This window comes from Paracoccus sp. TD-10 (assembly GCF_048270675.1).
Classification (GTDB): Bacteria; Pseudomonadota; Alphaproteobacteria; order Rhodobacterales; family Rhodobacteraceae; genus Paracoccus; species Paracoccus pantotrophus.
On record NZ_CP182418.1, the window covers coordinates 1,374,619 to 1,398,659 of the forward strand.

Sequence of the window (24,041 nt, forward strand, 5' to 3'; positions counted from 1 at the left end):
CGTCACTCTTTGGGAATCGAACGGGTGGAATGGATCGAAAGCCCGTAGGCGTCAAGCCCGACCACCTTCACCGGCGCCGAATTGGTCAGCACCACCAGCTCCGACAGCCCCAGCGCCGAGAGGATCTGCGCCCCCAGCCCGTATTGGCGCAGCACATGCGAGGAGACCTCGTCCTGGCGCGGCAGGCGCGGCTCGAGGTCGCGGAACAGCACCACCACGCCCCGGCCCTCTTCGGCGATGATGCGCATGGCGGCGTCCAGGGTGCCGGCATTCTCGCGCCCGATCCCCAGGACGTCGTGCAGCGGGTCCAGCACATGCATGCGCACCGGCACCGGGCCGGGCGCGGTCAGGTCGCCCTTGGTCAGCACGATATGCTCGGCCCCCGAGGTCTCGTCGGCGAAGATGCGCATCATCCAGTCGCCGCCATGGATCGAATGCACGGCGCGCTGGCCACGCTCGGCGATCAGGTTGTCGTGGCGGCGGCGATAGGCGATCAGGTCGCTGATGGTGCCGATCTTCAGCCCGTGCTTTTGCGCGAATGCCACCAGGTCCGGCAACCGCGCCATGGTGCCGTCCTCGTTCATGATCTCGCAGATCACGCCCGAGGGATTCAGCCCCGCCAGCCGCGCCACGTCGACGGCCGCCTCGGTATGGCCGGCGCGCACCAGCACGCCGCCCTCGCGGGCGCGTAGCGGAAACACGTGGCCGGGCGTGGCGATGTCGGCCGCGCCCTTGCTGGGGTCGATGGCCACCGCGACGGTATGGGCGCGGTCATGGGCCGAGATGCCGGTGGTCACGCCCTCGCGCGCCTCGATGGACATGGTGAAGGCGGTTTCGTGCCGGCTGGAGTTCTTGGGGCTCATCAGCTGCAGGCCGAGCGCGTCGATGCGCGCGCCGGGCAGCGACAGGCAGATCAGCCCGCGGCCATGCGTGGCCATGAAATTGATCGCCTCGGGCGTGGCCATCTGCGCGGGGATGACCAGGTCGCCCTCGTTCTCGCGGTCCTCGTGATCGACCAGGATGAACATGCGGCCGTTGCGGGCCTCGTTGATGATCTCCTCGATGGGAGAGATCGCGTCGGACCAGTCGCGCTCGACCGGTCCCGGCTTTTCATATTGCATCCGCCGCTCCTGCAAAGAACTTCCGACCGGTGACGAAACCCGCCAGACCGCCCGCCACCATCATTTCCCGCTCATGTTCGGTCTCGCCGATCATCAGCACCGCATCGCCGGGCAGGCCCTGCGCCCGCAGCCAGCTTTTCATCCTGTCCCGGACCGCCGACCAGCTGTCGCCGAAGGGCGGCAGCCGTTCGGCCGAGACCGCCCCGATCTGCACCGCGATCGCATCCGGCGCAAGCCCCGGCGCGCAGCCCAGATGCGGCACGGCCGCGCTTTCAGCGATGCGCCGGCGCTCGGCCGCGCCGACGGGCTGCCCGTCGCGGAACACCCCCAGCGCATTCGTCGAATAGAGAAAGGCCACCAGGTCGCGCCCGGTCGTCGCCCGCACCCCGGCATAGGTCTTGTAGTCCAGGCCCAGCGCCTTGGCCCGGCGCAGCTGCAGGCGCAGGCGCACCACCTCGACCGGCAACCGCGCGCCCAGCAACTCGCGCCGCGCCACGGACCAGGCATGGGCACGAAAGCCGCGCCCCGCCTCGGGGGACAGCGCCGGGCCGCGGTTATGGCCGATCCCGGCCATCACCCCGCCTCGGCCAGCCGCGCGACATAGCGCGCCAGCGTGTCGATTTCCAGGTTCACCGCGTCGCCCGGCCGCGCCGCGCCCCAGGTGGTCACGGCCTGGGTGTGGGGGATGACGTTCACGCCGAAACGCTCGCCCTCGACCTCGTTCACCGTCAGCGAGGTGCCGTTCAGCGCCACCGAGCCCTTGGGCGCGATGAAGCGCGCCAGCGCCCTGGGCGCGCGCAGGGTGATACGGGTGCTGTCGCCCTCGTCGCGCATCTCCTCGATCAGCGCGACGCCGTCGACATGGCCCGAGACGATATGACCGCCCAGCTCGTCGCCGACGCGCAGCGCGCGTTCCAGGTTCAGCCGCTTGCCGGGCGCCCAGCCGTTCGCACCGATATTGGTCTTCGAGATGGTCTCGGCCGAGATGTCCACGTCGAACCAGTCCGCCCCCTTCTCGACCACGGTCAGGCAGATGCCGTCGCAGGCGATCGAGGCGCCCAGATCGACCCCCGCCATCTCGTAATGGCAGGAAATCCGCGCCCGCATGTCGCCGCGCATCTCGACGCGGGAAACCTCGCCGATATCGGTGATGATGCCGGTAAACATGAACGCTCCCTTCCTGTGGCTGCCAGAGAACTAGAGCCTTGGCGCATGATCTTCAAGCAAAGCCGCAGCCGCGGCGCCACGTCGGTTAAGCAAAATCAGGAAAGGCCGTGACAGCGGCGGGATTTTGGTGCAATCAGGGGGCATATGACCTCGGTGGCTGGGCCCCGCCTGCAGCGAAAAGCCCGAATTCCTGAAAAAAACAACACCAGGCTCATATGCTGAATTCCATGACCGCCCCTCGCCATTTCCGCGATCTGCGCGCCGCCCCGGCGCCCGCGGCTTCCCCGCGCCCGCTTGCCCCGCCCGATCCGCCGCCGCAGCAGCAGCGCAAGCTGGTCCCGGTGGCGGCGACCGCCGCCTTGCCCGCCGGCAAGCGCGTCTTCCTGATGTTGCAGGGGCCGCACGGCCCGTTCTTCGACCGCGTCGGCCGGCTGTTGCGCGATGCCGGCGCCCAGGTCTGGCGCGTCGGCTTCAACGCCGGCGACGAATTCTTCTGGTCCGACGCGCCCCGGTTCATCCGCCACGGCAGCGGGCCCGAGGACTGGCCCGACCACCTGGACCGCATCATCACCGAAAAAGGCGTGACCGACATCGTGCTTTACGGCGACGTCCGCCCGGTCCATGGCGCCGCGCGCGAGGCGGCGCGGCGCCACGACCTGGTGCTGCATGTCTTCGAGGAAGGCTATCTGCGCCCTTTCTGGATCACCTATGAGCGCGGCGGCTCGAACGGGCATTCCGCGCTGATGCGCATCCCCCTGCGCGAGATGCGCAACGCGCTGCGCAACCGCGTGGCCGAGATGCACCGACCGCCGGCGCGCTGGGGCGACATGCGCCAGCACAAGTTCTATGGCGCGCTCTATCATTTCCTGGTGCTGGTGGCGAACCGCCGCTATCCCGGCTACCGCACCCACCGCCAGATCGGCGTGTTCCAGGAGTTCCGGCTGAACCTGCGCCGCTTCCTGCTGACGCCCTTTCATGCCCTGGCCCGCATGCGCGAGGCGGGCGCGGTGCGGCGCGGCGGCTTTCCCTATGTGCTGGTGCTGATGCAGCTGGAACATGATTCCAACTTCGTCGCCCATTCCCCCTATCGCCGCATGTCCGAATTCACCGACGAGGTGCTGACCGCCTTCGCCCGTTCGGCGCCGCGCCATCACCGCATCGTCTTCAAGGCGCATCCACTGGAGGACGGGCGCGGCGGCATCCGCCACGCCATCCTGACCAGGGCCCGCGACCTGGGGATCGAGGACCGGGTCCATTTCGTGCGCGGCGGCAAACTGGCGCGGCTTCTGAACCAGGCCCATGCGGCGGTGACGGTGAACTCCACCGCCGCGCAGCAGGCGCTGTGGCGCGGGTTGCCGGTCAAGGCCATGGGCAATGCGGTCTTTGACAAGCCCGGCCTGGTTTCGGACCAGAGCCTCGACGAATTCCTGTACGATCCGCGCCCACCCCATGCGCTGGCCTATCGCCGCTATCGCGACTTCCTGTTGGAAAGCAGCCAGGTTCCGGGCGGCTTTTACGCCGCGCGGTCCCGCGCCCACGCGCTGCGCATCGTGGTGGACATGATCCTGGCGCCCGAGGATCCCTATCAGGCGCTTTTCGCCGGGCGCGGCAAATATCGGCAACAGATGGACGGCAAGGACGATTGAGCCGGGTAAAAATATGGAAAACCCCCGGTTGCTGGGTTAACGTGCGGCAAAATACGACCTGCGATCCGGGAATCGCACGAGAGGACAGGAGCAACAGTTTGACGCAAGCCATTTTTTCGCCTCTTCGGTCCGGCGCGGCGCCGGTCCGCATGCGCCGCAACCTTGGCTCGCGCCTGGCACGGGCGGCTATCCTGGGGGGGATGCTTCTCGTCTCGGCTTGCGGCCTGCCGCGCTCGGGCCCGACAAAGGGCCAGATCATGTCCGGCGCGGTGGAAAAGGGCGGCAGCACGCATATCGTGCATGTCGACGACCGGGTGAACCGGGCGGCGAACTATACCCCCGCCTATGGCTTCTCGGCCGATTTCCGCAATGCCGGCACGGTCGCCGCCGACGACATCCGGCCCGGCGACGTGCTGGGGCTGTCGATCTGGGAAAACGTCGATGACGGGCTGCTGGCCTCGATGGGGACAAGCTCGACCCAGCTGACCGAATTGCAGGTGGACAGCGAGGGCTATATCTTCGTGCCCTATGCCGGCCGGGTGCTGGCCGCCGGCAACAGCCCCGAGCAGCTGCGCCGCATCATCACCCAGAAGCTGGAAACCCAGACCCCCGATCCGCAGGTCATGGTCACGCGCGTCGCCGGCGACGGCGCCACCGTCTCGGTCATGGGCAAGGTCACGGCGCAGGGCGTCTATCCGATCGAGCGCCCGACCCGCACGCTTTCGGCCATGCTGTCGCGCTCGGGCGGGGTCTCGATCGAGCCCGAGATCGCCGTGGTCACGGTCAAGCGCGGCAATTCTAGCGGCAAGGTCTGGCTGCGCGACCTGTATTCCAACGCTCGCAACGACATCGCGCTGCGCCCCGGCGACGTGATCCTGGTCGAGGAGGACGAGCGCAGCTTCACCGCGCTCGGCGCGCTTGGCGGCCAGACCAAGGTGCCGCTGGGCAATGAACAGATCAACGCCATCGAGGCGGTGGCGATGGTCGGCGGGCTCAGCACCTCGCTGGCCGATCCAAAGGGCGTCTTCGTGCTGCGCGATGAGCCGCCGGCGGTGGCCCGCGCCGTGCTGGGCCGCGGCGACATCCAGGGCAGCCAGCGCGTCGCCTATGTGCTGGACCTGACCAAGCCCGACGGCATGTTCCTGGCACGCGATTTCGTCATCCGCGACGGCGACACCGTCTATGTGACCGAGGCGCCCTTCGTGCAATGGCGCAAGACGCTGCAGTCGATCCTGGGCACCGCCACCGAGGTCAGCGCGGTGGACAGCGCCTTCGAGTAAGGGCGTGGAGCAGAATGACCATGCCGCCGGGGATTCCCGGCGGCTTTTCATATGCAACGGCGGTTTCCTAACCCGGCCGCGCCTGCGCCGCATCCTGCAGCTGGCCGGCTGGTCGCTGCGCATCGGCCTGCCCGGCCCCGGCGATCATGTCGGCATCTGGGGCGACAGCCCGACTGCCTGGCGCGGCAAGGCCCTGGCCGCCCGCCGCGGCGCCCGGCTGGTGCGGATCGAGGATGCCTTCCTGCGCTCGGTCCTGCCGGGGCGGGCGCGCGGCCCGGTGGCGGGGCGCGGGCCCATCGGGTTGCTGATCGACCCCTCGGGACTGCATTTCGACCCCGATACCCCTTCGCTGATCGAAACCCTGGTGCATGCGCCCGCCACACAGGCGCAACTGGACCGCGCGCGACAGGGAATCGCGCGGCTCATCGCCGCCGACCTGTCGAAATACAACGCGCATCTGCCCCAGGTCGCACCGCCCGCCGGCGGCTACGCGCTGGTCATCGACCAGACCCGCGGCGACGCCTCGCTGCGCGGGGCCGGCCAGGCGGATTTCCGGGCCATGCTGGAGGCCGCGCGCGACGAGAATCCCGGCCTGCCGCTGGTGGTTCGCAGCCACCCCGAGACCGCGCGCGGCCTGCGTCCCGGCCATTTCAGCCCCGCCGACCTGCGCCCCGGCGAGATCCTTTGCGACAGCGCCGTCTCGCCCTGGGCGCTGCTTCGGGGCGCGGCGCGGGTCTATGCCTATTCCTCGCAGCTGGGCTACGAGGCGATGCTGGCCGGCCACCGGCCGCGCATCTTCGGCCGCCCCTTCTATGCCGGCTGGGGCCTGACGGATGACCAGCACCCGATTCCGCGCCGCCGCCCCGCCAGCATCGAGCAGCTTTTTGCCGCCAGCCACCTGCTTGCCCCGGTCTGGTATGATCCCTGCCGGGACCGGCTGACGGATTTCGAGGGCGCGCTGGCGCAGATCGAGGCCGAGGCCCGCGCCTGGCGCCAGGACCATGCCGGACACCTGGCCCATGGCATCCGGCTGTGGAAACGGCCCTTCATGGCACGGTTCTTTGGCAGCGGCCGTGGGGTGCGCTTTGCCGCCAAACCGGGGCCGGGGGTGACGATGGCCTGGGCGGGGCGGGCTGACCAGGTGCCCGGCGCGCTGCGCATCGAGGACGGCTTCCTGCGCTCGCGCGGGCTGGGGGCGGCGCTGGTCCCGCCGCTGTCGCTGGTCGCCGACGACCTGGGCATCTATTACGACCCCGGCCGCGAAAGCCGGTTCGAGCGGCTGATGGCCGAGCCCCTGCCCCCCTGGCGGGGGCGAGCGGGCGCTGCACCTGGCCCGGCTGCTGGTCGAGGCCGGGATCACCAAATACAACCTGTCCGGCGAGCCGCCCGACCTGCCGCCCGGCCGCCGCATCCTGGTGCCGGGCCAGGTCGAGGACGATGCCTCGATCCGCCTGGGCGCGGGGCGCGAGCGCAGCAACCTGGCCCTGCTGGAACGCACCCGGGCCGAGAATCCCAACGCGGTGCTGGTCTACAAGCCGCATCCCGATGTCGAGGCCGGGCTGCGTCCCGGCCTGGTCCCCGAGGCCGAATTGCGCCGGCTGGCCGATGTCGTCGCCCGCAACAGCGCCGCCGACGCGCTGATGGGCCAGGTCGACGAGGTCTGGACCATGACCTCGACCCTGGGGTTCGAGGCGCTTCTGCGCGGCCTGCCCGTCACCACCTTGGGCGCGCCCTTCTATGCCGGCTGGGGGCTGACCCGCGACCTGGGGCCGGTGCCGGCGCGCCGGCAGGTGCGGGCCGATCTGGCCAGGCTGGCCCATGCCGCGCTGATCGCCTATCCGCGCTATTACGACCCGGTCAGCCGCCTGCCCTGCCCGCCCGAGGTGGCGCTGGACCGGCTGCGCGACCCGGCATTCGGTGCAGGCGGCCCGACGCTGCGGCTGCTTGCCAAGGCGCAGGGCGTGCTGGCCGGCCATGCCTGGATCTGGCGGCGCTAGGCCGTGATCAATTGATCAACAGCCCACCGCTTCATCGCGCAGCCAGCGATGCATGACATCGAGCCCGATCCGGCGCGTCTCGGCCAGCCGGAAGCGCGGCGCGTCGGCCAGGCGCTCCAGCCCCAGCACGCCGATGCCGGCGCGGCCGTCGCCGCCCAGCACCAGCCCGGCGCTGTAGCCGATCAGCTGGTCCACCAGCCCCGCGCGCAGCAAGGCGGCCGCCAGCACCCCGCCGCCTTCGCACAGCACGCGGGTCAGGCCGCGGGCGCCGAGTTCGGCCATGACATCCTCGGGCCGGCCGGCGAGTTGCCAGAGCGGGCCATGCCGCAGCCCCTCGGCCGGCAGATCGGGCAAGGGGCGCGACGAGAGCACGATCCGCACCGGCTGCCGCACCGGGCCGAAGCCGCGCACGTTCAGCCCCGGCCGATCGGCGCGCGCCGTCTCGCCGCCGACCATCACCGCGTCATGGGCCAGGCGCAGGGCGTGGACATGGCGGCGGGCCTCTGCCCCGGTGATCCATTGGCTTTCGCCCGCTGCGGTGGCGATGCGGCCGTCGAAACTGGCGGCGAGCTTCAGCGTCAGCATCGGCCGGCCGCGCTGGATGCGGCTCAGGAAGCCCTGCTGCACCGCGCGCGCCTCGGCCTCGCAGACCCCTTCGCTCACCTCGATCCCGGCGGCGCGCAGGATGGCATGGCCGCGGCCGGCCACGCGCGGGTCGGGATCGGTCAGCGCGGTGACGACGCGGGCGACACCCGAACGCAGCAGCGCCTCGGCGCAGGGCGGGGTCTTGCCGTGATGGGCACAGGGCTCCAGCGTGACATAGGCAGTGGCGCCTTGCGCCGCCTCGCCGGCCTGGGCCAGCGCCATTGCCTCGGCATGCGGACGCCCGCCGGGCTGGGTCCAGCCGCGCCCGACCACCACGCCGCCCCGCACCAGCACGCAGCCCACGGCCGGGTTGGGCCAGACATTGCCCAGGCCGCGCCGGGCCAAGGCCAGCGCGTGCCGCATGTGGCGCCGGTCGATCACTCCTCGGCCGTTTGCGGGCGCAGTTCCGAGACGAACTTGTCGAAATCGTCCGCCGCCTGGAAGTTCTTGTAGACGCTGGCAAAGCGCACATAGGAAACCGTGTCGATCCGGGCCAGCGTCTCCATCACGATCTCGCCGATGACCTTCGAGGGGATGTCGGTGTCGCCCATGCTTTCCAGCCGGCGCACGATGCCCGAGATCATCTGGTCGATGCGCTCGGGTTCGATCGGGCGCTTCTGCATGGCGATGCGGATCGAGCGTTCCAGCTTGGCGCGGTCGAAATCCTCGCGCCTGCCGTTGGACTTGACCACGACCAGATCGCGCAGCTGCACCCGCTCATAGGTGGTGAAGCGGCCGCCGCAGGCCGGGCAGAAGCGGCGCCGGCGGATCGCCACATTGTCTTCGGCCGGACGCGAATCCTTGACCTGCGTATCGACATTTCCACAGAAAGGACAGCGCATCCCTTGTTCCCCCAAAGCCCCGGACCCCTGCCAGTATAGGCAAGCCCAAACCGCTTGGGTAGTGCGTTGAACGTCCCACAAGATCGGCGATGCCACGCACCCGCCGGCCTGACGCTGCGGCAATTGCGCAAGCGCGGTGCAGAAGCGGCAAAAACCCGGCACTGGCGTCTCGACAGGCTGTTCGGTCGCATGCAACATTCGCCGCGATATCGGCCGCCAGGAGAGGGCCGATCAACGCGGAGGAACCCATGAAGACAACCAACCAGTTCGGCCGGCGCGCCTTTCTGACCCGCGCCACGGTTGGCGGCGCGACTGCAGCGGCCGGGGCTGCGCTTGCCGCGCCCGCCATCGCGCAGGAGATGCCCGAGGTGAAATGGCGCCTGACCTCGGCCTTCCCCAAGTCGCTGGACACGATCTATGGCGGGGCCGAGGTGCTGTCGAGATACCTGTCCGAGGCCACGGGCGGCAAGTTCCAGCTCCAGGTCTTTGCCGGCGGCGAGATCGTGCCCGGCCTGCAGGCCCAGGACGCCGTCACCGACGGCACGGTCGAGGCCTGCCACACCGTCGGCTATTACAGCTGGGGCAAGGATCCGACCTTTGCGCTGGGTTCGGCCGTGCCCTTCGCCCTGTCGGCCCGCGCCATGAACGCCTGGCAGTATCACGGCGGCGGCATCGATCTTTACAACGAGTTCCTGGCCAACCATAATATTTTCGGCCTGCCGGGCGGCAATACCGGCGTGCAGATGGGCGGCTGGTTCCGCAAGGAAATCAACGCCGTGAGCGATCTTCAGGGCCTGAAGATCCGCGTCGGCGGCTTTGCCGGCCGGGTGCTGGAGCGCCTGGGCGCCGTGCCGCAGCAGATCGCCGGCGGCGACATCTATCCGGCGCTGGAAAAGGGCACCATCGACGCCTCGGAATGGGTCGGCCCCTATGACGACCTGAAGCTGGGCTTCTTCAAGGTGGCGCCCTATTACTATTACCCCGGCTGGTGGGAAGGCGGCCCGACGGTGCATTTCTTCTTTGCCAAGGAGAAATACGAATCGCTGCCCGAGAACTACAAGTCGCTGCTGCATACCGCCTGCCGGGCGGTCGATGCCGACATGCTGCAGAAATACGACCACCTGAACCCCACGGCGCTGAAGGAACTGGTGGCCTCGGGTGCGCAGCTGCGCCCGTTCAGCGCCGAGATCCTGGATGCCTGCTACAAGGCCGCGAACGAGGTCTATGCCGAGCTGGAGGCCTCGAACGCGCCCTTCAAGAAGATCTGGGATTCGATCAAGGTGGCGCGGGGCGACTGGTATCTCTACAACCAGACGTCCGAATATACCTATGACACCTTCATGATGATCCAGCAGCGCAACGGCACGCTCTGAACCGGTGCCGGGTTGCAATCGGGCCGCCGCGAGAAATCGCGGCGGCCCTTTTCGTTTCAGGCAGCGACAAAGGAAAAAGGCGGCCCCAAGGCCGCCTTTCCCCTGTCAGTTTCCTGCCGGTTGCTGCGGGGCCGTCAGACCCGGCGGCGGACCGGAAAGGCCGCCCAGCCCACCCAGGTCGGGCGCGGCGGGGGCTGGCGCCGTGGCGCCATCCGCCGGGGCGGGCGTAGCCGGAGCCGGGGTTGCGGGCGTGCCGAAATCCGGCGGACTGTCTAGCCCGCCCGGGGCGGGAATGCCGCCCGGCGCAGGGCCTCCGGGCGCGGCCGGCTGGCCGAAGGGATCGCCCAGACCGCCAAGCCCGCCCAGGCCCCCAAGCCCGCCGCCGCCCGAGGGGATCTCGATGCGGACATTCGAAGTGTCGACCACCGCGCCCTTGTAATGCATGACCAGCCCGGGGAAGGCCATGACGACGGCGACCATGACCAGCTGGATGCAGACATAGGGCACCGCGCCCCAATAGATCTGCCCGGTGGTCACCGGCTGCATCATCTGCCCGGTGACCTTGTCGCGATAGGGCGATTTCGGCGCCACCGAGCGCAGGAAGAACAGCGAGAAGCCGAAGGGCGGGTGCATGAAGCTGGTCTGCATGTTCACCCCCAGCAGTACGCCGAACCAGATCAGGTCGATGCCCATCGCCTGCGCCGCCGGGGCCAGCAGCGGCACGATGATGAACGCGAGCTCGAAGAAGTCGAGGAAGAAGGCCAGCAAAAAGACCAGCACCGACACCGCGATCAGGAAGCCGTATTCGCCGCCGGGCAGCGAGGTCAGCAGATGTTCGACCCAGATATGCCCGTTCACGCCGTAGAAGGTCAGCGAGAACACCCGCGCCCCGATCAGGATGAACATGACAAAGGCCGACAGCCGCGTGGTCGCCAGCAGCGCCTGGCGGATCACGTCATAGCTGAGCCGGTTCTTGACCCCTGCCAGCAGCAGCGCGCCGACCGCGCCCATGGCCCCGCCCTCGGTCGGCGTGGCGATGCCCAGGAAGATCGTGCCCAGCACCAGGAAGATCAGCGCCAGCGGCGGGATCAGCACGATGATGACCTGCTGCGCCAGCCGCGACATCAGGTTGATCCTCAGCGCCCGGTCCAGCAGCGCCAGCACATAGATCACGATCACTGCCAGCGCCGGCGCCAGGATGTCGGCATCGCGCCCATGCGTCGGGTAGAGCCAGCGGAAGGCCAGCCAGGCCCCGCCGACGGTCAGTGCCAGCGCCACGAAAAGCGAGGTCACGCCCGAGCCCAGCGTCCGCGCCTCTTTCGGCAGGGCCGGCAGGCTGCTCGGGCGGATCAGCGACATCACGAAGATGTAGGACAGGTAGATCCCGGTCAGCACCAGGCCGGGGATCAGCGCGCCCTTGTACATGTCGCCCACCGACCGGCCGAGCTGGTCGGCCAGCACGATCAGCACCAGCGAGGGCGGGATGATCTGCGCCAGCGTCCCCGAAGCGGCGATGGTGCCCGAGGCGATGCGCCGGTCATAGCCATAGCGCAGCATGATCGGCAGCGAGATCAGCCCCATGGCGATGACCGAGGCCGCGACCACGCCGGTCGTCGCCGCCAGGAGCGCGCCGACGATGATCACCGCATAGGCCAGGCCGCCGCGGATCGGGCCGAAAAGCTGGCCCACCGTGTCCAGCAGATCCTCGGCCATGCCGGATTTCTCCAGCACGATGCCCATGAAGGTGAAGAAGGGGATGGCCAGCAATGTCTCGTTCGACATCACCCCCCATAACCGCTCGGGCATGGCGTTCAGCAAGGGCCAGCTGAGGTTGATGTTGCCGCCCGACAGCGGCGCCAGTTCGACGCCGATGACGAAGAACAACAGCCCGTTCGCCGCCAGCGCGAAGGCCACCGGATAGCCGAAGAGCAGGAAGATCACCAGCGAGGCAAACATGATCGGCGCCATGTTCTGCGCGATGAAGACCATCATTTGCGAGTCTCCTCGCCCGGTTTCTCGTCCTCGATCGCCGCCTGCATCTCGCGCACCATGATGTCGCCCTCCATGGCGGCGGCCTCATGGGCCGAGACGAAGGGGGTGGGATCCTCGATCAGGCCGCGCATGACGGCGATCTTCTTGATGATCTCGGAAATGCCCTGGAAGAACAGCATGATGAAGCCGGCCAGCAACAGCATCTTGGCCGGCCACAGCACCAGCCCCCCGGCATTGGTCGAGACCTCGCCCCGGTAATAGGAGCGCATCGCCCAGGGGTAGAGATACCAGATCATCAGCGTGACGAAGGGCATCAGGAAGAACACATGCCCGATCAGGTCAATCCAGTGCTGCCGGCGCCGCCGCCAGAGGCCGTAGATGATGTCGATGCGGATATGCTCGTTCTCCTTCAGCGTATAGGCCGCGGCGCCCAGGAAGGCGGCGCCATAGAGATACCATTGCAACTCCAGCCAGGCATTGGACGAGGTGTTCAGCACCTTGCGGATGACTGCATTCCCGGCGCTGACCAGCACGGCGACCAGGATCAGCCAGCTTGCGCTGCGGCCGATGGCCGAATTGACGCGGTCGATGCCGCGAGAAAGCCCCAGCAGGGCACCCATATGAAAAACCTCCCCCAAAACTATGGCCGCCTCTTGCCGTGGCGGGCGGCGGATAATCCCGACCTTTCATGTAGCCGTTTGGTATGAGTGAAGTGCGAAAACCCGTCAAGAAAAAGGCGACGCGACGTAACGGCGCTTAGGCCAGGGCGGTCATGGCCACCAGCCCGGCCGCCTCGCCCGCCTGCTGCATGGCCCCCAGCACGTCTCCGGTCTGCCCGCCAAGCGCCCGCATGGCCCGGCGCGCCAGCCAGAACTGCGCCGCCGCCACCGCCGCGGCTGGCACCAGCCAGCCCGCCGCCGGATGCGGCAGGCAAAGCGCCGGCGGCAGCAACGCGGCGGCCCCCAGCACCAGGGCGGCGAGCATCGCGCCGCGCGTCGGCCGCCCGGCCGCATGGCCCAGCCCGTCGCGCCGCGCGGGCGGCATCAGCCCCAGCCCAAGCGCCATTCCCGCGCGCGAGGCCGCCGCCAGCCCGGCCAGGGCCGTCGCCGCCAGCCAGGGATCGCCCAGCAGCGCCGCAATCGCCGCCACCCGCAGCCCCGTGACCAGGACCAGCGCCAGCACGCCATAGCTGCCGATGCGGGAATCGCGCATGATCTCCAGCCGCCGCTCGCGGGTCGCACCGCCGCTGCCATCGGCGCAATCGGCCAGCCCGTCCTCGTGCAGCCCGCCGGTGGCCAGGATCATGGCGCCGACCGCCAGCAGCGCCGCGACCATCCCCGGCAGCCCGGCGAAGGACGCCAGCCCCAGCACGGCGGCACCGACCAGCCCGACCGCCAGCCCCACCAGCGGAAAGGCCCAGGCGGCCCGCGCCAGCGTCGGCGGCGAGGCGGGCAGAAGCCGCCCCACCGGCAGCCGGGTCAGCCAGACCAGTGCCAGCGCCGCCTCGGCCAGCAGCCTAGCCAATCCCGGCCTCGGCAAAAGTGGCCATGCCGTTGTGGCATTCCAGCGCCGCGCGCAGGATCATCAACGCCACCGCCGCGCCCGTGCCCTCGCCCAGGCGCATGTCCAGCGTCACCACCGGCTTTTTCTGCATCACCGCGATCAGCCGGCGATGGCCCGGTTCGGCGCTTTCATGGCCGATCAGGCAATGGTCCAGCGCATTGCGGTCGTTGACCAGAAGCACGCCCGCCGCCGCCGAGCAGATGAAGCCGTCCAGGATCACCGGGATCCCCAACTCGCGCGCGCGGATCACCGCGCCGCAAATCGCCGCCTGCTCGCGCCCGCCATAGCTGCCCAGGATCGAGGCCGCCGTCGCCGCGCCCTTGTGGCGCCTGAGCCCGGCCTCGACGGCACGCAGCTTGTTGGCCAGAACCTCGTCATCAGCGCCGGTGCCGCGCCCGACCCAATCCTCGGCGCTGCCGCCGAAGGTCGCCGCCGCCAGCGCCGCCGCGACTGTGGAATTGCCGATCCCCATCTCGCCCAGCAGGATCACGTCGGCCTCGGGGTCGACGGCGTTCTTGCCGGTCTGGATGGCGGCGACCAACTCGTCGACCTCCATCGCCATGCCTTCGGTGAAATCCCCGGTCGGCCGGTCCAGGTCCAGCGCGATCACCTGCAACCCGGCGCCGGCCAGCCGGCACAGCTGGTTGATCGCCGCGCCGCCCTGACGGAAATTCTCGACCATCTGGGCGGTGACTTCGACCGGGAACGGGTTCACGCCCTGCCGGGTGACGCCGTGATTGCCGGCAAAGACCAACGCCTGCGCGCGCTCGATCTTTGGCCGCTCGCGCCCCTGCCAGCCGGCCATGAACACCGCCAACTCCTCGAGCCGGCCCAGAGAGCCGGGGGGCTTGGTCAGCTGGTCCTGGCGGTCGCGGGCAGCTTGGGCGGCGGTTTGGTCGAACTCTTTCACGATGTCCCTCTTTGCGGTTTAAGGCGCAGCGGCAGGCCGCTGACGGCCATCCAGACCTCGTCGGCGATCGCGACCACGGCCTGGTTCATCCAGCCATGCTCGTCGCGGAAGCGGCGGGCAAGCGCGTTTTCGGGCACGATGCCCAGCCCCAGCTCGTTCGTCACCAGCACCACCGGGTCCTGCTGGGCGTCCAGCGCCCGGCACAGGGCGCGGATATGCGGGTCGGGCTGGCCCTCGGCCATGAGATTGGACAGCCACAGCGTCAGGCAATCGACCAGCCGCACCCCCTGCCCGTCCGTTCGCGCCAGCGCGCCGGCCAGGTCGCGCGGCTCCTCGACCGTCTGCCAGCCGCTGCCGCGCCGGTCGCGATGCAGGCCGATGCGCTGCGTCATCTCGTCGTCCCAGGCCTCGGCCGTGGCGATGTAGATGCGCGTGCCCTCATGCGCGGCGGCAAGGCTTTCGGCCAGGGCGGACTTGCCCGAGCGGGCGCCGCCGGTGACCAGAGTGATGCGCGGGTGCTTGCTCATGACGCCGTTGTTTCACAAGGCCGGGCGCTGCGAAAGCCGGAAAGCGCCGCCAAAACGCCGCATTGCCTTGCAGGTTGCGGTTGCCTGGCGGGCCGCGGCCGGCGCAGCATGCCGCCATGAAGATCGACCCGATTCGAGAAACCACCGACGAGGCCCGCGCCCTTGCCCGGCAATTGCTGGGGTGTGCGCGCCATGCCAGCCTGGGCACGCTCGACCCCGAAACGGGCGGGCCGCTGGTCACGCGCATTGCGCTGCAAACCGATGCGGATGGCGCGCCGCTCGCGCTGCTTTCGGGGCTTGCCGCGCATACGCGCGCGCTGGCGGCCGATCCGCGCGCCGGGCTGCTGATCGCCGCCGAGACCGCCAAGGGCGACGCCATGACCCATGCGCGGCTGTCGATCCTGGGCCGTGCCGCGCCGGTCGCGCCGGACGAGGCGCGCCGCGCCCGCTGGCTGGCGCGCGATCCCAAGGCCAAGGTCTATCTGGACCTGCCGGACTTCCGCTTCTGGCGGATCGAGCCGGTCTCGGCCCTGTTGAACGCGGGCTTCGGCCAGGCGTTCCGGCTGCGACCTGCCGACCTGCTGGAACCGGACATGCCGAAACCCCCGGCAGAATGATCCGCCGGGGGCCAAGGGCTTGCGTTCTGGGCGCGCGCCTAGTCCGGGTTGTCCATGCGCAGCCGCAGGCTGACCGAGCCGCGCACCGCCGCGCCCCAGTTCAGCGCCACCTGTTGCCGCGTCGTTCCCTGCGCGGTCTGCACCCAGGGCATCTCGGCCACGCGGGCATTGGCGGCATTGGTGATCTGGCTGGTGGCAATGATCGACTGGACGTTGCGCACCCAGCCATTGAAGGGCAGCGCCTGGTCCACCGTCACCAGCCAGCGGTTCGAGGCGCTGGCCTGGTTGTGCGCCACGTCGACCGGATTGGCGACATAGCTGTTCACGCCGTTGAACATGTTGCCCTGGAACTGGATGTTGCGCATGCGCTGATAGTTCAGGTCGGAGAATGTGGTGTCCACCTTCTCGATCCGGGCGATCTTGTTGAACAGCGACTTGAACACATTGCCCATCACCGCCAGCCCATGGATGAAATGGCCACTGCCATAGGGCTTGACCACCAGCCAGTTGAATCCCAGCGTCGTGTTCGAGGCCAGGAAGGTGTTGCCGGTGATCGTCAGCCCGCCAAAGGAATACTCGCCGCCGTCGAAATTCGGATAGGCGTCGTGTTCGTTCGTCCACTCGATCGAGCAATTGTCGATATAGTTCCCGGTCACGGTCGTCTGCACATTGGTCTGGGTCAGCACCAGCCCGCCGAAACGCACGCCGTTCTGGGCATTGTCGCCCTGGAACCAATGGTTGCCCTCGATCATGTGGCCACCGCCGTTCATCACCGCGAAATGCGCGAAGCGGATGAAGCGGCTGTGGCGGATCTTGGCATCGTTGTTGTTGACGTTCAGCGCGACGGTGGTGCGGTTCTGCGCCAGGTCGCCCATCTCGTTTGACAGGAACTCGCAGCGGTCCACCAGCATGCCCTGGCAGGCCGAGCCGATCGAGGTGATGCCGCGATCCCTGGGCCGGGTGAAATAGCAATCGCGGAAGCAGTTCATGTTGCCGGTCTTGGCCAGCATCACGCCGCTGGCATTGCCCTCCAGCAGGAATTCGATGTCGTCGAAGTTGAAGCGGCTCAGATGCTCCATCCCCGAGAAATCGAAGGCATAGCGATAGCGGCTGAAGCTATAGCTGCGCGTCCCCGCCCCGCCGTAAAGCGGCAGCGACAGCGTCAGCGTCCCGGCGGCGACGTTCCGGGCCAGGACATAGACTTCACGCCCGACGCCGTTGCCGCTGACGCGGGCGCCGACCTCGATATTGGCGATATTGGCGACCGCCGAAAGCACCTGCGGCTGTGCCGGATTATAGGTCGCGGCCGATGTCACCACCCGCGTATCCCAGGCCGGGCCGGCCAAGATGCTGACCTGGCCGTTGGCGATGACGCGGCGGTTGGCAAAGCTGGTCATGCCCGGCACCGCATCGGCGATGGTGATCGGCTCGGACAGGTGCACGTTGCGGCCGCAGAGGTCCAGCACCGCATGGTCGGTAAAGCCCAGCAGCGCCTGAAGCGCGCGCTTCATCCCCTCGGTCTCGTCGCCGAAGGCGGCGGCATAGGTCGGAAAGTCGAAGCTGCGCATCAATGCCAGCCGCGCCGTGCGCGGCATGCTCAGCGTGCCGACGAATCGGACTGGCGAAGACAGGCTCAGGTCCGAGCCGATGCGATAGCTGCCCTCGGGCACCAGCACCTGCCGCCCGGCCGCGGCCTGGTCGGCGGCGATGAAGGCGGCGCGGTCGTCGGTGGTCCCGTCGCCCATGGCGCCGAAATCGCGCACGTCGACCCAGTCCAGCATTCCCGGCACGAAAGCCGCCGTCACGTCCTCGATCATCACGCTCTCGATGCGGATCGAGCCGTTGTTGTCGCCGGTCAGGTCCAGGCCGAAATGGCCGAAGGTGGCGGCGCGTCCCCAGGCCATGTCCACGCCCTCGCGCCGGCCGGTGCCGACGATGGCCGAGACCTCGACCACCTGCCCATAGCCCGGCAGCGTGACCGAAGGGCCGGTCTGCGGCACGCCCGCCACGTTGTTGCCGGCGGCATTGCCGGCGAAGGCGGCGATGCGGACCTGGGGCAGGTTGCCCGCGACGGCCTTGACGCGCGCCGAGATGCGCAGATAGCTGCCGGGATTGATCGGCGTGCGCTGCATGTAGCGAACCTGCGTCACCGCCTCTTGCTTGAGGATTTCCAGGCAGCTGCCGAAATCCTCGTCCGCCGGCACGATGGCCGCGTTCGCCGCCCCCGCCCAGGTCGGTGATCCCGCCCTGCCATCCGTCCGGGACCACTGATCCAGGCCCAGCCGGAAGGCGCGCGGCATCAACGACTGGTTGCCGATAATCGCAATGGTCATGCCAATTCTCCCCTAATCCAGAACGTGCAAGGCGGTTGCCCGCGCGGTCCGTCAGGAATTTGGCAATCTCGCGTTAACCGGTCGTTAACCATGCGCGCGCGGCAACGAGGCCGCGCGCAACATGAAATTCCCGCGCCGGTTCAGGCGGTTGGCTCTGCCGCCAGCTCGCCGGCCAGGGCCCGCTCGATCAGGGCGCGGGTTTCATCCACGCCGTAAAGCGCGATGAAGCCGCCGAAGCGCGGTCCCTGGTCGGCACCCAGCAGCACCTGGTAAAGCGCCTGGAACCAGTCCTTCATCGGCTCGAAGCCATGTTCGCGGCCGATGGCAAAGACCATGGTCTGCAAGGTCTCGGCATCGGCGGGCTGGTTCCATGCCGCCAGCCGCCCGGCCAGATCCTCCAGCGCCCGCCGCTCGACCTCGGTGGGCGCGCGGTAAGTCCGCGTCGGCGCCACGAAATCGTTGAAATAGCGCACCGCGAATGCGGCCGCCTGGTCCAGCGTCGGGTTGGTCTCGGGGCTGGCCTCGGGCGCATAGCGGCGGATGAAGCCCCAGAGCCCCTCCTTGTCCTTGGCGCCGGCCACCGAGGCGAGGTTGAGCAGCATCTGGAACGGCACCACCATGTCCGATTCCGGCACCTTCCCGCCATGGATGTGCCAGACCGGGTTGGCCAGCTGCTGCTCGACCGTCTGGTCGGGATAGGCGCGCAGCTGCTGGTGGTATTCGTCCACCGCCTTGGGGATGACGTCGAAATACATCCGCTTCGCGGTCTTTGGCTTCTGGAACATGAAATAGCTCAGGCTCTCGGTCGCCGCATAGGTCAGCCACTCGTCGATGGACAGGCCATTGCCCTTGGACTTGCTGATCTTCTGGCCGTGCTGATCCAGGAACAGCTCATAGGTGAAATGCTCGGGCGGCCGCCCGCCCAGGATCTTGCAGATGCCGTCATAGATCGGGGTGTTGGTGGAGTGATCCTTGCCATACATCTCGAAATCGACATCCAGCGCCGCCCAGCGGGCGCCGAAATCCGGCTTCCATTGCAGCTTCACATGGCCGCCAGTGACCGGCAGGGTCAGCTCCTCGCCGTCCTCGTCGTCGAAGGTGATGGTGCCGGCTTTCGCATCGACATGCTTGATCGGCACGTAAAGCACCTTGCCGGTCCTGGGGCTGATCGGCAGGAAGCAGGAATAGGTCTGCTGGCGTTCCTCGCGCAAGGACGCCAGCATGACCTCCATGATGGCGTCGTATTTCTCGGCCGCCTTCAGCAGCGTCTCGTCGAACCGGCCCGCCTTGTAGAACTCGGTCGCGCTGATGAATTCGTATTCGAAGCCGAAAGTGTCCAGGAACCGGCGCAGCATGGCGTTGTTATGCCCGCCGAAGCTGTCATATTCGCCGAACGGGTCGGGCACCGTGGTCAGCGGCTCTTGCAGGTGCTGGCGCAGCATCTCCTGCTGGGGCACGTTGTCGGGCACCTTGCGCATGCCGTCCATGTCGTCGGAAAAGCAGAACAGCCGCGTCGGGATGTCCGAGATGATCTCGAAGGCGCGGCGGATCATGGTCGTGCGCGCCACCTCGCCGAAGGTGCCGATATGCGGCAGGCCCGAGGGGCCATAGCCGGTCTCGAACAGCACATAGCCCTTTTCGGGATCCTTCTTCTCATAGCGTTTCAGCACGCGGCGGGCCTCCTCGAAGGGCCAGGCCTTGGATTTCATCGCGGCGTCACGCAGGGCGGTCATTTTCGGGTCTCCATTGGCTCGGAACTTCCCCGTATTGAAACGCCGCCGGATGGTCAATAATTACCCCCGGAAACGCAAGGAGAAATGCCATGACCGACAGCCTGCCCTCGTTCTCGCCCTGCGACGCGCTGGTCGCGGTCATGGTGGCGGTCTCGGCCTCGGACCAGAACCCGCGCACGGCCGAGCTGGTCGCCATCGAGCGCGCGGTGAACCACACGCCCGTCTTCGCCGATTACGACATCGACCGCATCCGTGCAGTGTCGCAGACCGTGGTGACGCTGTTCGAGGAGGAGGACGGGCTGGACGCGCTTTTCGGCCTGGTGCGCGCGGCGCTGCCGGAAAAGCTCTATGACACCGCCTATGTCCTGGCCTGCGACGTCGCCGCCTCCGACGGCCGGCTGGGCGAGATCGAGGCCGAGATGCTGGCCGAGATCCGCGACCAGCTGGACATCGAGCGCCTGCACGCCGCCGCCATCGAACTGGCCGCCCGCGCACGCCACCGCCTGCTTTAAAGCGGCCTGCTTTAAAGCGTCGCCCCCTGCGCCGAGGCGACGGGGGGCTGCGCGGCGAACTCGCCCAGCCAGCCCTCGATCAGCGCCTGTTGCAGCGCCTTGGAGCGTTTGGTCCAGCCCGTGACGCCCTCGGGCAGTTCCTGGCCTTCGCTGGCGGCGCGGCGCGGCTCGTCACCGGTCAGGATGGCGAAGGCCAGTTCCCGCCTCCCGGGCCTCTGCGCATAGCCCGCCAGGTTCGAGACGAAGTTCAGCGTCCCGGTCTTGGCCTCGATGGCGATGTCGCTGTCCTTGCGCTTGCCGCGCGCATCGCGCAGCGGGATCGGCTTCATCAGCCCGCGCAGGTTGCGCCTCTGCCCCGGCCCCGCCATCAGCGCGGCCAGCATCCGCGCATCGACCCGATTCAAGGGCGACAGGCCCGAATGGTCGTGAAAGGCGAAATCGCCGCCGATCCCCTGCCCGCGCAACCATTCCGCCATGGCCGCGGCCGAGGCGGCCGGGTCGTCCGCCCGGCTGGCGGCAAGGCCGATGGCCTCGGCGGTCAGGTTGGTGGAATATTCCAGCATACCCTGCACGATCTGGCGCAGGGGCGGGCTGTCATGGCGAGCGGTCTCGGCCCCCTCGGGCAGGATCTCGATCACCTCGGGATTGGGCAGCGCCAGCCCGCGCGCGCGGCACAGCGTCTGGAACACGTCGCCCGCGTAAAGCTCGGGGCGGCGGACAGGCAACCAGCGGCTGCCGGACTTGCCCAGGCTGCGGCGCGCGATGGTCCAGCTTTCCAGCTTGCCCGCCTCATAGGTGAACAGCGGCAGCCCGCGGTCCACCGCCGCGATCGCGGCCGTATAGGCCCTGGGCGACAGCTTGCGGCCCCGCGCCTGCAGGGACAGCCGATAGCCCTGTTCGCCCTGCCGCCAGTCCAGGTGCACGCGGTTGAAGTTCAGGATCATCCCCGAGATCGAGGGGTTGTAGGGCAGATGCTCGTCCTGCGCCGGGTCCAGCCGGCCGATCCGCGGCAGCGCGCCGCCCCAGACGGCGAATGCGGTCGGCGCCGGCCGGCCGGCGGCCTTTTCATCGGCGACGGTTGCGGCGGCCAACTCGTCCAGCGCATCGGTATCCAGCACCGGATCGCCGCCCCCGGCCAGGATCAGCATGTTGCCGGCCCGGATGACGCGGGTCGCAAAGCGATGCCCCTCGCCCAGCCGGTCCAGCGCGTAAAGCGCCGTCACCGCCTTGAGCGTGCTGGCGGGCGCCATGGGCTGATCGGCCTGACGCTGGGCCAGCACCTGCCCCGAGACCGGGTCGACCACCGCATAGGCCACCGCGCCGCCCAGCCCCGCGGCGGCGATCAGCGCCTCGGGGTCAAACCCCCTGGGCCGCATCGCCGGCCTTTGCTGCGCCGACGCCATGCGGGGTGCCAGGGCCAGCAGCCCCAGCCCCGCCACGAAGCCACGTCGCGTCCATCCGTTCATGCGCGTCCTTTCGGCCCCAGCGCGCGGATCGCGCTGGAACTCAGCTTGTTCAGCGGCAGGTTTATCATCGCCCAGGCCGGCGGCCTAGCGCGGGCGAGTTCACGGGCGCGCGACTCGGGCAGCCGCGCGCGCCACAGCAGCCGCGCCGCGCGCGAGAACCGCGCCGGCATCCGCCAGCCCGGCCGCGCGATGACGCCGATCGGCACCCGCACCGCAATGTCCTGCCAGCGGTCCCAGCGGTCGAACTGCACCAGGTTGTCGGCCCCCATCAGCCAGACGAAGCGCACGCCGGGGTAAAGCCGTTGCAGGGCGGCGATGGTGTCGCGGGTCATGCGGGTACCCAGTTTCGCCTCGATGCCGGTGATCGCGACCCTGGGGTCGCGCATGATCCGCCGCGCCCGCGCGATGCGCTGGTCCAGCGGCGCCGGGCCGTGGGGCTTCAGCGGATTGCCGGGGCTGACCAGCCACCAGATCCGGTCGAGGCCGAAGCGGCGCAGCGCCTCATCGGTGATATGCACATGGCCTTCATGCGCCGGATCGAAAGAGCCGCCCAGCAGACCCACGGTCATGCCGGGCCGCGCGATGGGAAATCCCGCCCGCATACCCTAGAACAGGCCCTGCACATGGCCGTCGCCGTCCAGCCCCACGCGCAGCGCCGAGGGCTCGCGCGGCAGGCCGGGCATGGTCATGATGTCGCCGCAGATCGCCACCACGAATCCCGCGCCGGCCGACAGCCGCACCTCGCGCACCGGGATGGCAAAGCCCTCGGGCGCGCCAAGCGCCGCCGGGTCGGCGGAAAAGGAATATTGCGTCTTGGCCATGCAGACCGGCAGATGGCCATGGCCCGCCCGCTGCCATTCCTCCAGCCGCTCGACGATATGGGGCAGGAACTCGACTTCGGCAGCGCGATAGATGCGCTTGCAGATGGTCTCGATCTTTTCGGCCAGCGGCATCTCGTCGGGATAGAGCGGCGCGAAATCCGCGCCGCCCTCGGCCAGTTCGACCACGGCGCGGGCCAGATCCTCGGCACCCCGACCACCCTCGGCCCAGTGCCGGCACAGCACCGCCTGCACGCCATGCGCGCGGCAATAATCGGTCAGCGCCGCGATTTCGGCCTCGGTATCGCCCGAGAAATGGTTGATCGCCACCACCACCGGCAGGCCAAAGCGGCGCAGGTTCTCGATATGGCGGCCCAGGTTGGCGCAGCCTGCCCGCAGCGCCGCGACATTCTCGGCCCCCAGGTCGGCGCGGGCCACGCCGCCGTTCATCTTCAGCGCCCGCACAGTCGCCACCAGCACCGCCGCGTCAGGTTGCAGCCCGGCCAGCCGGCACTTGATGTTGAGAAACTTCTCGGCCCCCAGGTCGGCGCCGAAACCGGCCTCGGTCACGACATAATCCGACAGCGCCAGCGCCGTGCGCGTCGCCATGACCGAGTTGCAGCCATGCGCGATATTGGCGAAGGGCCCACCATGGACGAAGGCGGGATTGTTCTCCAGCGTCTGCACCAGGTTCGGCTGCAGGGCGTCGCGCAAGAGCACGGTCATGGCGCCCTCGGCGCCCAGGTCGCGCGCCGTCACCGGCCTGCGGTCGAAGGTCTGGCCGATGACGATGCGGCCCAGCCGCGCCTGCAGGTCGGCCAGATCCGAGGCCAGGCACAGGATCGCCATCACCTCGGAGGCGACGGTGATGTCGAAACCGCATTCGCGCGGCACGCCGTTGGCCGGCCCGCCAAGCGCGACCACCACCTGCCGCAGCACCCGGTCGTTCATGTCCATGACCCGCCGCCAGGTCACGCGGCGCGGATCGATGCGCAGCGCGTTGCCCCAGTGGATATGGTTGTCGATCATCGCCGCCAGCAGGTTATGCGCGCTGGTGACGGCGTGAAAGTCGCCGGTGAAATGCAGGTTCATGTCTTCCATCGGCACGACCTGCGCATGACCGCCACCCGCGGCCCCGCCCTTCATGCCGAAATTCGGCCCCAGCGAGGCCTCGCGGATGCAGACCGTGGCCCGCTTGCCGATGCGGTTCAGCGCGTCGCCCAGGCCCACGGTGGTCGTGGTCTTGCCCTCGCCCGCCGGGGTCGGGTTGATGGCGGTCACCAGGATCAGCCGGCCCTGAGGCCGCCCGGCCAGCGCGGCGATGGTCTCATGCGCGATCTTGGCCTTGTCGTGGCCATAGGGCAGGAAATCGGCCTCGGTCAGGCCCAGCCGGCCGGCGACCTGCGCGATGGGCAGCTTCTGCGCCTCGCGGGCGATCTGGATGTCCGATTTCATGATTCCTCATTCCTCCTCGGTCTGCGGCGGACAGTTGAGCGGTT

At 68.8% G+C, this 24,041-nt stretch carries 20 protein-coding genes and 1 pseudogene; 6 read left to right on the top strand and 15 right to left on the bottom strand.

Features of this window, described 5'->3' with window-relative positions; all coding sequences use genetic code 11:
* Nucleotides 1-2: 2 nt before the first annotated feature.
* Genes ribB through ACNKFW_RS06815 form a run of 3 tightly spaced genes read right to left on the bottom strand, consistent with a single transcriptional unit; the run spans nucleotide 3 to nucleotide 2,288 of the window.
* Complete coding sequence (gene ribB / locus ACNKFW_RS06805; RefSeq protein WP_024844529.1) at nucleotides 3-1,121, bottom strand: 3,4-dihydroxy-2-butanone-4-phosphate synthase; 1,119 nt, start codon at nucleotides 1,119-1,121, stop codon at nucleotides 3-5.
* Complete coding sequence (locus tag ACNKFW_RS06810; RefSeq protein WP_147427995.1) at nucleotides 1,111-1,695, bottom strand: hypothetical protein; 585 nt, start codon at nucleotides 1,693-1,695, stop codon at nucleotides 1,111-1,113. Before ACNKFW_RS06810 ends, ribB begins: the two co-directional genes overlap by 11 nt.
* Entirely contained in the window at nucleotides 1,695-2,288 is a 594-nt protein-coding gene (locus ACNKFW_RS06815) for a riboflavin synthase (RefSeq protein WP_024844527.1), read from the bottom strand. Before ACNKFW_RS06815 ends, ACNKFW_RS06810 begins: the two co-directional genes overlap by 1 nt.
* A 227-nt stretch (nucleotides 2,289-2,515) precedes the next feature.
* Here ACNKFW_RS06815 and ACNKFW_RS06820 point away from each other — a divergent pair, with 227 nt between their 5' ends.
* The 3 genes and pseudogenes from ACNKFW_RS06820 (at nucleotide 2,516) to ACNKFW_RS06830 (ending at nucleotide 7,211) form a co-directional block, all read left to right on the top strand.
* Entirely contained in the window at nucleotides 2,516-3,934 is a 1,419-nt protein-coding gene (locus ACNKFW_RS06820) for a capsule biosynthesis protein (RefSeq protein WP_407672830.1), read from the top strand.
* A gap of 149 nt (nucleotides 3,935-4,083) precedes the next feature.
* The gene (locus ACNKFW_RS06825) at nucleotides 4,084-5,214 is read left to right on the top strand and encodes a polysaccharide biosynthesis/export family protein (RefSeq protein WP_177209328.1); all 1,131 of its coding nucleotides are present in this window, start codon (nucleotides 4,084-4,086) and stop codon (nucleotides 5,212-5,214) included.
* A 4-nt stretch (nucleotides 5,215-5,218) separates the two neighbouring features.
* Nucleotides 5,219-7,211 (top strand): annotated as a pseudogene (locus ACNKFW_RS06830) (capsular polysaccharide biosynthesis protein).
* Between the two features lie 15 nt (nucleotides 7,212-7,226).
* Here the strand turns inward: ACNKFW_RS06830 and ribD are convergent.
* The gene (ribD, locus tag ACNKFW_RS06835; RefSeq protein ID WP_147428309.1) at nucleotides 7,227-8,219 is read right to left on the bottom strand and encodes a bifunctional diaminohydroxyphosphoribosylaminopyrimidine deaminase/5-amino-6-(5-phosphoribosylamino)uracil reductase RibD; all 993 of its coding nucleotides are present in this window, start codon (nucleotides 8,217-8,219) and stop codon (nucleotides 7,227-7,229) included.
* 14 nt (nucleotides 8,220-8,233) lie between these two features.
* Nucleotides 8,234-8,698, bottom strand: coding sequence for a transcriptional regulator NrdR (gene nrdR, locus ACNKFW_RS06840; RefSeq protein WP_024844522.1), 465 nt, complete (start codon nucleotides 8,696-8,698; stop codon nucleotides 8,234-8,236).
* 248 nt (nucleotides 8,699-8,946) lie between these two features.
* Between nrdR and ACNKFW_RS06845 the strand changes: the two genes are divergently transcribed.
* On the top strand, nucleotides 8,947-10,071 hold the full coding sequence (locus ACNKFW_RS06845) for a TRAP transporter substrate-binding protein (protein WP_024844521.1): 1,125 nt from the start codon (nucleotides 8,947-8,949) through the stop codon (nucleotides 10,069-10,071).
* Nucleotides 10,072-10,176: 105 nt separating this feature from the next.
* On the opposite strand, the gene ACNKFW_RS06850 is transcribed toward ACNKFW_RS06845, so the two are convergent.
* The 5 genes from ACNKFW_RS06850 to cobU all read right to left on the bottom strand — a co-directional run bounded on the left by ACNKFW_RS06850 (nucleotide 10,177) and on the right by cobU (nucleotide 15,063).
* Complete coding sequence (locus ACNKFW_RS06850; RefSeq protein WP_147427993.1) at nucleotides 10,177-12,063, bottom strand: TRAP transporter large permease; 1,887 nt, start codon at nucleotides 12,061-12,063, stop codon at nucleotides 10,177-10,179.
* A complete protein-coding gene (locus ACNKFW_RS06855) occupies nucleotides 12,060-12,683 on the bottom strand; it encodes a TRAP transporter small permease subunit (protein ID WP_024844519.1) in 624 nt (207 codons plus the stop codon). Before ACNKFW_RS06855 ends, ACNKFW_RS06850 begins: the two co-directional genes overlap by 4 nt.
* Before the next feature lie 136 nt (nucleotides 12,684-12,819).
* Nucleotides 12,820-13,587: an adenosylcobinamide-GDP ribazoletransferase gene (cobS, locus tag ACNKFW_RS06860; protein WP_024844518.1), complete on the bottom strand. Its 768-nt coding sequence runs from the start codon at nucleotides 13,585-13,587 to the stop codon at nucleotides 12,820-12,822.
* On the bottom strand, nucleotides 13,580-14,536 hold the full coding sequence (gene cobT, locus ACNKFW_RS06865; protein WP_074990641.1) for a nicotinate-nucleotide--dimethylbenzimidazole phosphoribosyltransferase: 957 nt from the start codon (nucleotides 14,534-14,536) through the stop codon (nucleotides 13,580-13,582). The genes cobS and cobT overlap by 8 nt, the downstream gene beginning before the upstream one ends.
* A complete protein-coding gene (gene cobU, locus ACNKFW_RS06870; RefSeq protein WP_147427992.1) occupies nucleotides 14,533-15,063 on the bottom strand; it encodes a bifunctional adenosylcobinamide kinase/adenosylcobinamide-phosphate guanylyltransferase in 531 nt (176 codons plus the stop codon). The genes cobT and cobU overlap by 4 nt, the downstream gene beginning before the upstream one ends.
* A gap of 116 nt (nucleotides 15,064-15,179) precedes the next feature.
* Between cobU and ACNKFW_RS06875 the strand changes: the two genes are divergently transcribed.
* Complete coding sequence (locus ACNKFW_RS06875; protein WP_024844515.1) at nucleotides 15,180-15,680, top strand: HugZ family protein; 501 nt, start codon at nucleotides 15,180-15,182, stop codon at nucleotides 15,678-15,680.
* A gap of 38 nt (nucleotides 15,681-15,718) precedes the next feature.
* Here ACNKFW_RS06875 and ACNKFW_RS06880 read toward each other — a convergent pair whose 3' ends face one another.
* Nucleotides 15,719-18,013, bottom strand: a complete 2,295-nt coding sequence (locus ACNKFW_RS06880) for a glycosyl hydrolase family 28-related protein (protein WP_074990638.1) — start codon at nucleotides 18,011-18,013, stop codon at nucleotides 15,719-15,721.
* A 140-nt stretch (nucleotides 18,014-18,153) separates the two neighbouring features.
* Complete coding sequence (locus ACNKFW_RS06885; RefSeq protein WP_024844513.1) at nucleotides 18,154-19,746, bottom strand: lysine--tRNA ligase; 1,593 nt, start codon at nucleotides 19,744-19,746, stop codon at nucleotides 18,154-18,156.
* A gap of 89 nt (nucleotides 19,747-19,835) precedes the next feature.
* Here ACNKFW_RS06885 and ACNKFW_RS06890 point away from each other — a divergent pair, with 89 nt between their 5' ends.
* The gene (locus ACNKFW_RS06890; protein WP_024844512.1) at nucleotides 19,836-20,258 is read left to right on the top strand and encodes a tellurite resistance TerB family protein; all 423 of its coding nucleotides are present in this window, start codon (nucleotides 19,836-19,838) and stop codon (nucleotides 20,256-20,258) included.
* Nucleotides 20,259-20,269: 11 nt separating this feature from the next.
* Here ACNKFW_RS06890 and ACNKFW_RS06895 read toward each other — a convergent pair whose 3' ends face one another.
* From ACNKFW_RS06895 to ACNKFW_RS06905, 3 genes are read right to left on the bottom strand one after another with little or no spacing between them, the layout of a single operon-like run.
* Nucleotides 20,270-21,724 (bottom strand): D-alanyl-D-alanine carboxypeptidase, encoded by a 1,455-nt coding sequence (locus ACNKFW_RS06895; protein ID WP_024844511.1) that lies wholly within the window; start codon nucleotides 21,722-21,724, stop codon nucleotides 20,270-20,272.
* Entirely contained in the window at nucleotides 21,721-22,326 is a 606-nt protein-coding gene (locus ACNKFW_RS06900) for a nicotinate-nucleotide adenylyltransferase (protein WP_024844510.1), read from the bottom strand. Before ACNKFW_RS06900 ends, ACNKFW_RS06895 begins: the two co-directional genes overlap by 4 nt.
* 3 nt (nucleotides 22,327-22,329) lie before the next feature.
* Complete coding sequence (locus ACNKFW_RS06905) at nucleotides 22,330-23,997, bottom strand: formate--tetrahydrofolate ligase (RefSeq protein WP_147427991.1); 1,668 nt, start codon at nucleotides 23,995-23,997, stop codon at nucleotides 22,330-22,332.
* Nucleotides 23,998-24,041: the final 44 nt, after the last annotated feature.

Excerpts from the sequence above, each read along its gene's own strand:
- ACNKFW_RS06815 (WP_024844527.1), bottom strand. The coding sequence starts at position 2,288 with ATGTTTACCGGCATCATCACCGATATCGGCGAGGTTTCCCGCGTCGAG.
- nrdR (WP_024844522.1), bottom strand. The coding sequence starts at position 8,698 with ATGCGCTGTCCTTTCTGTGGAAATGTCGATACGCAGGTCAAGGATTCG.
- ACNKFW_RS06855 (WP_024844519.1), bottom strand. The coding sequence starts at position 12,683 with ATGGGTGCCCTGCTGGGGCTTTCTCGCGGCATCGACCGCGTCAATTCG.
- ACNKFW_RS06890 (WP_024844512.1), top strand. The coding sequence starts at position 19,836 with ATGACCGACAGCCTGCCCTCGTTCTCGCCCTGCGACGCGCTGGTCGCG.
- ACNKFW_RS06825 (WP_177209328.1), top strand. The coding sequence starts at position 4,084 with ATGCGCCGCAACCTTGGCTCGCGCCTGGCACGGGCGGCTATCCTGGGG.
- cobU (WP_147427992.1), bottom strand. The coding sequence starts at position 15,063 with ATGAGCAAGCACCCGCGCATCACTCTGGTCACCGGCGGCGCCCGCTCG.
- ACNKFW_RS06810 (WP_147427995.1), bottom strand. The coding sequence starts at position 1,695 with ATGGCCGGGATCGGCCATAACCGCGGCCCGGCGCTGTCCCCCGAGGCG.
- ACNKFW_RS06875 (WP_024844515.1), top strand. The coding sequence starts at position 15,180 with ATGAAGATCGACCCGATTCGAGAAACCACCGACGAGGCCCGCGCCCTT.
- ACNKFW_RS06845 (WP_024844521.1), top strand. The coding sequence starts at position 8,947 with ATGAAGACAACCAACCAGTTCGGCCGGCGCGCCTTTCTGACCCGCGCC.
- ACNKFW_RS06905 (WP_147427991.1), bottom strand. The coding sequence starts at position 23,997 with ATGAAATCGGACATCCAGATCGCCCGCGAGGCGCAGAAGCTGCCCATC.
- ACNKFW_RS06880 (WP_074990638.1), bottom strand. The coding sequence starts at position 18,013 with ATGACCATTGCGATTATCGGCAACCAGTCGTTGATGCCGCGCGCCTTC.
- ribD (WP_147428309.1), bottom strand. The coding sequence starts at position 8,219 with ATGCGGCACGCGCTGGCCTTGGCCCGGCGCGGCCTGGGCAATGTCTGG.
- ACNKFW_RS06895 (WP_024844511.1), bottom strand. The coding sequence starts at position 21,724 with ATGAACGGATGGACGCGACGTGGCTTCGTGGCGGGGCTGGGGCTGCTG.
- ACNKFW_RS06885 (WP_024844513.1), bottom strand. The coding sequence starts at position 19,746 with ATGACCGCCCTGCGTGACGCCGCGATGAAATCCAAGGCCTGGCCCTTC.
- ACNKFW_RS06820 (WP_407672830.1), top strand. The coding sequence starts at position 2,516 with ATGACCGCCCCTCGCCATTTCCGCGATCTGCGCGCCGCCCCGGCGCCC.
- ACNKFW_RS06850 (WP_147427993.1), bottom strand. The coding sequence starts at position 12,063 with ATGATGGTCTTCATCGCGCAGAACATGGCGCCGATCATGTTTGCCTCG.
- ACNKFW_RS06900 (WP_024844510.1), bottom strand. The coding sequence starts at position 22,326 with ATGCGGGCGGGATTTCCCATCGCGCGGCCCGGCATGACCGTGGGTCTG.
- ribB (WP_024844529.1), bottom strand. The coding sequence starts at position 1,121 with ATGCAATATGAAAAGCCGGGACCGGTCGAGCGCGACTGGTCCGACGCG.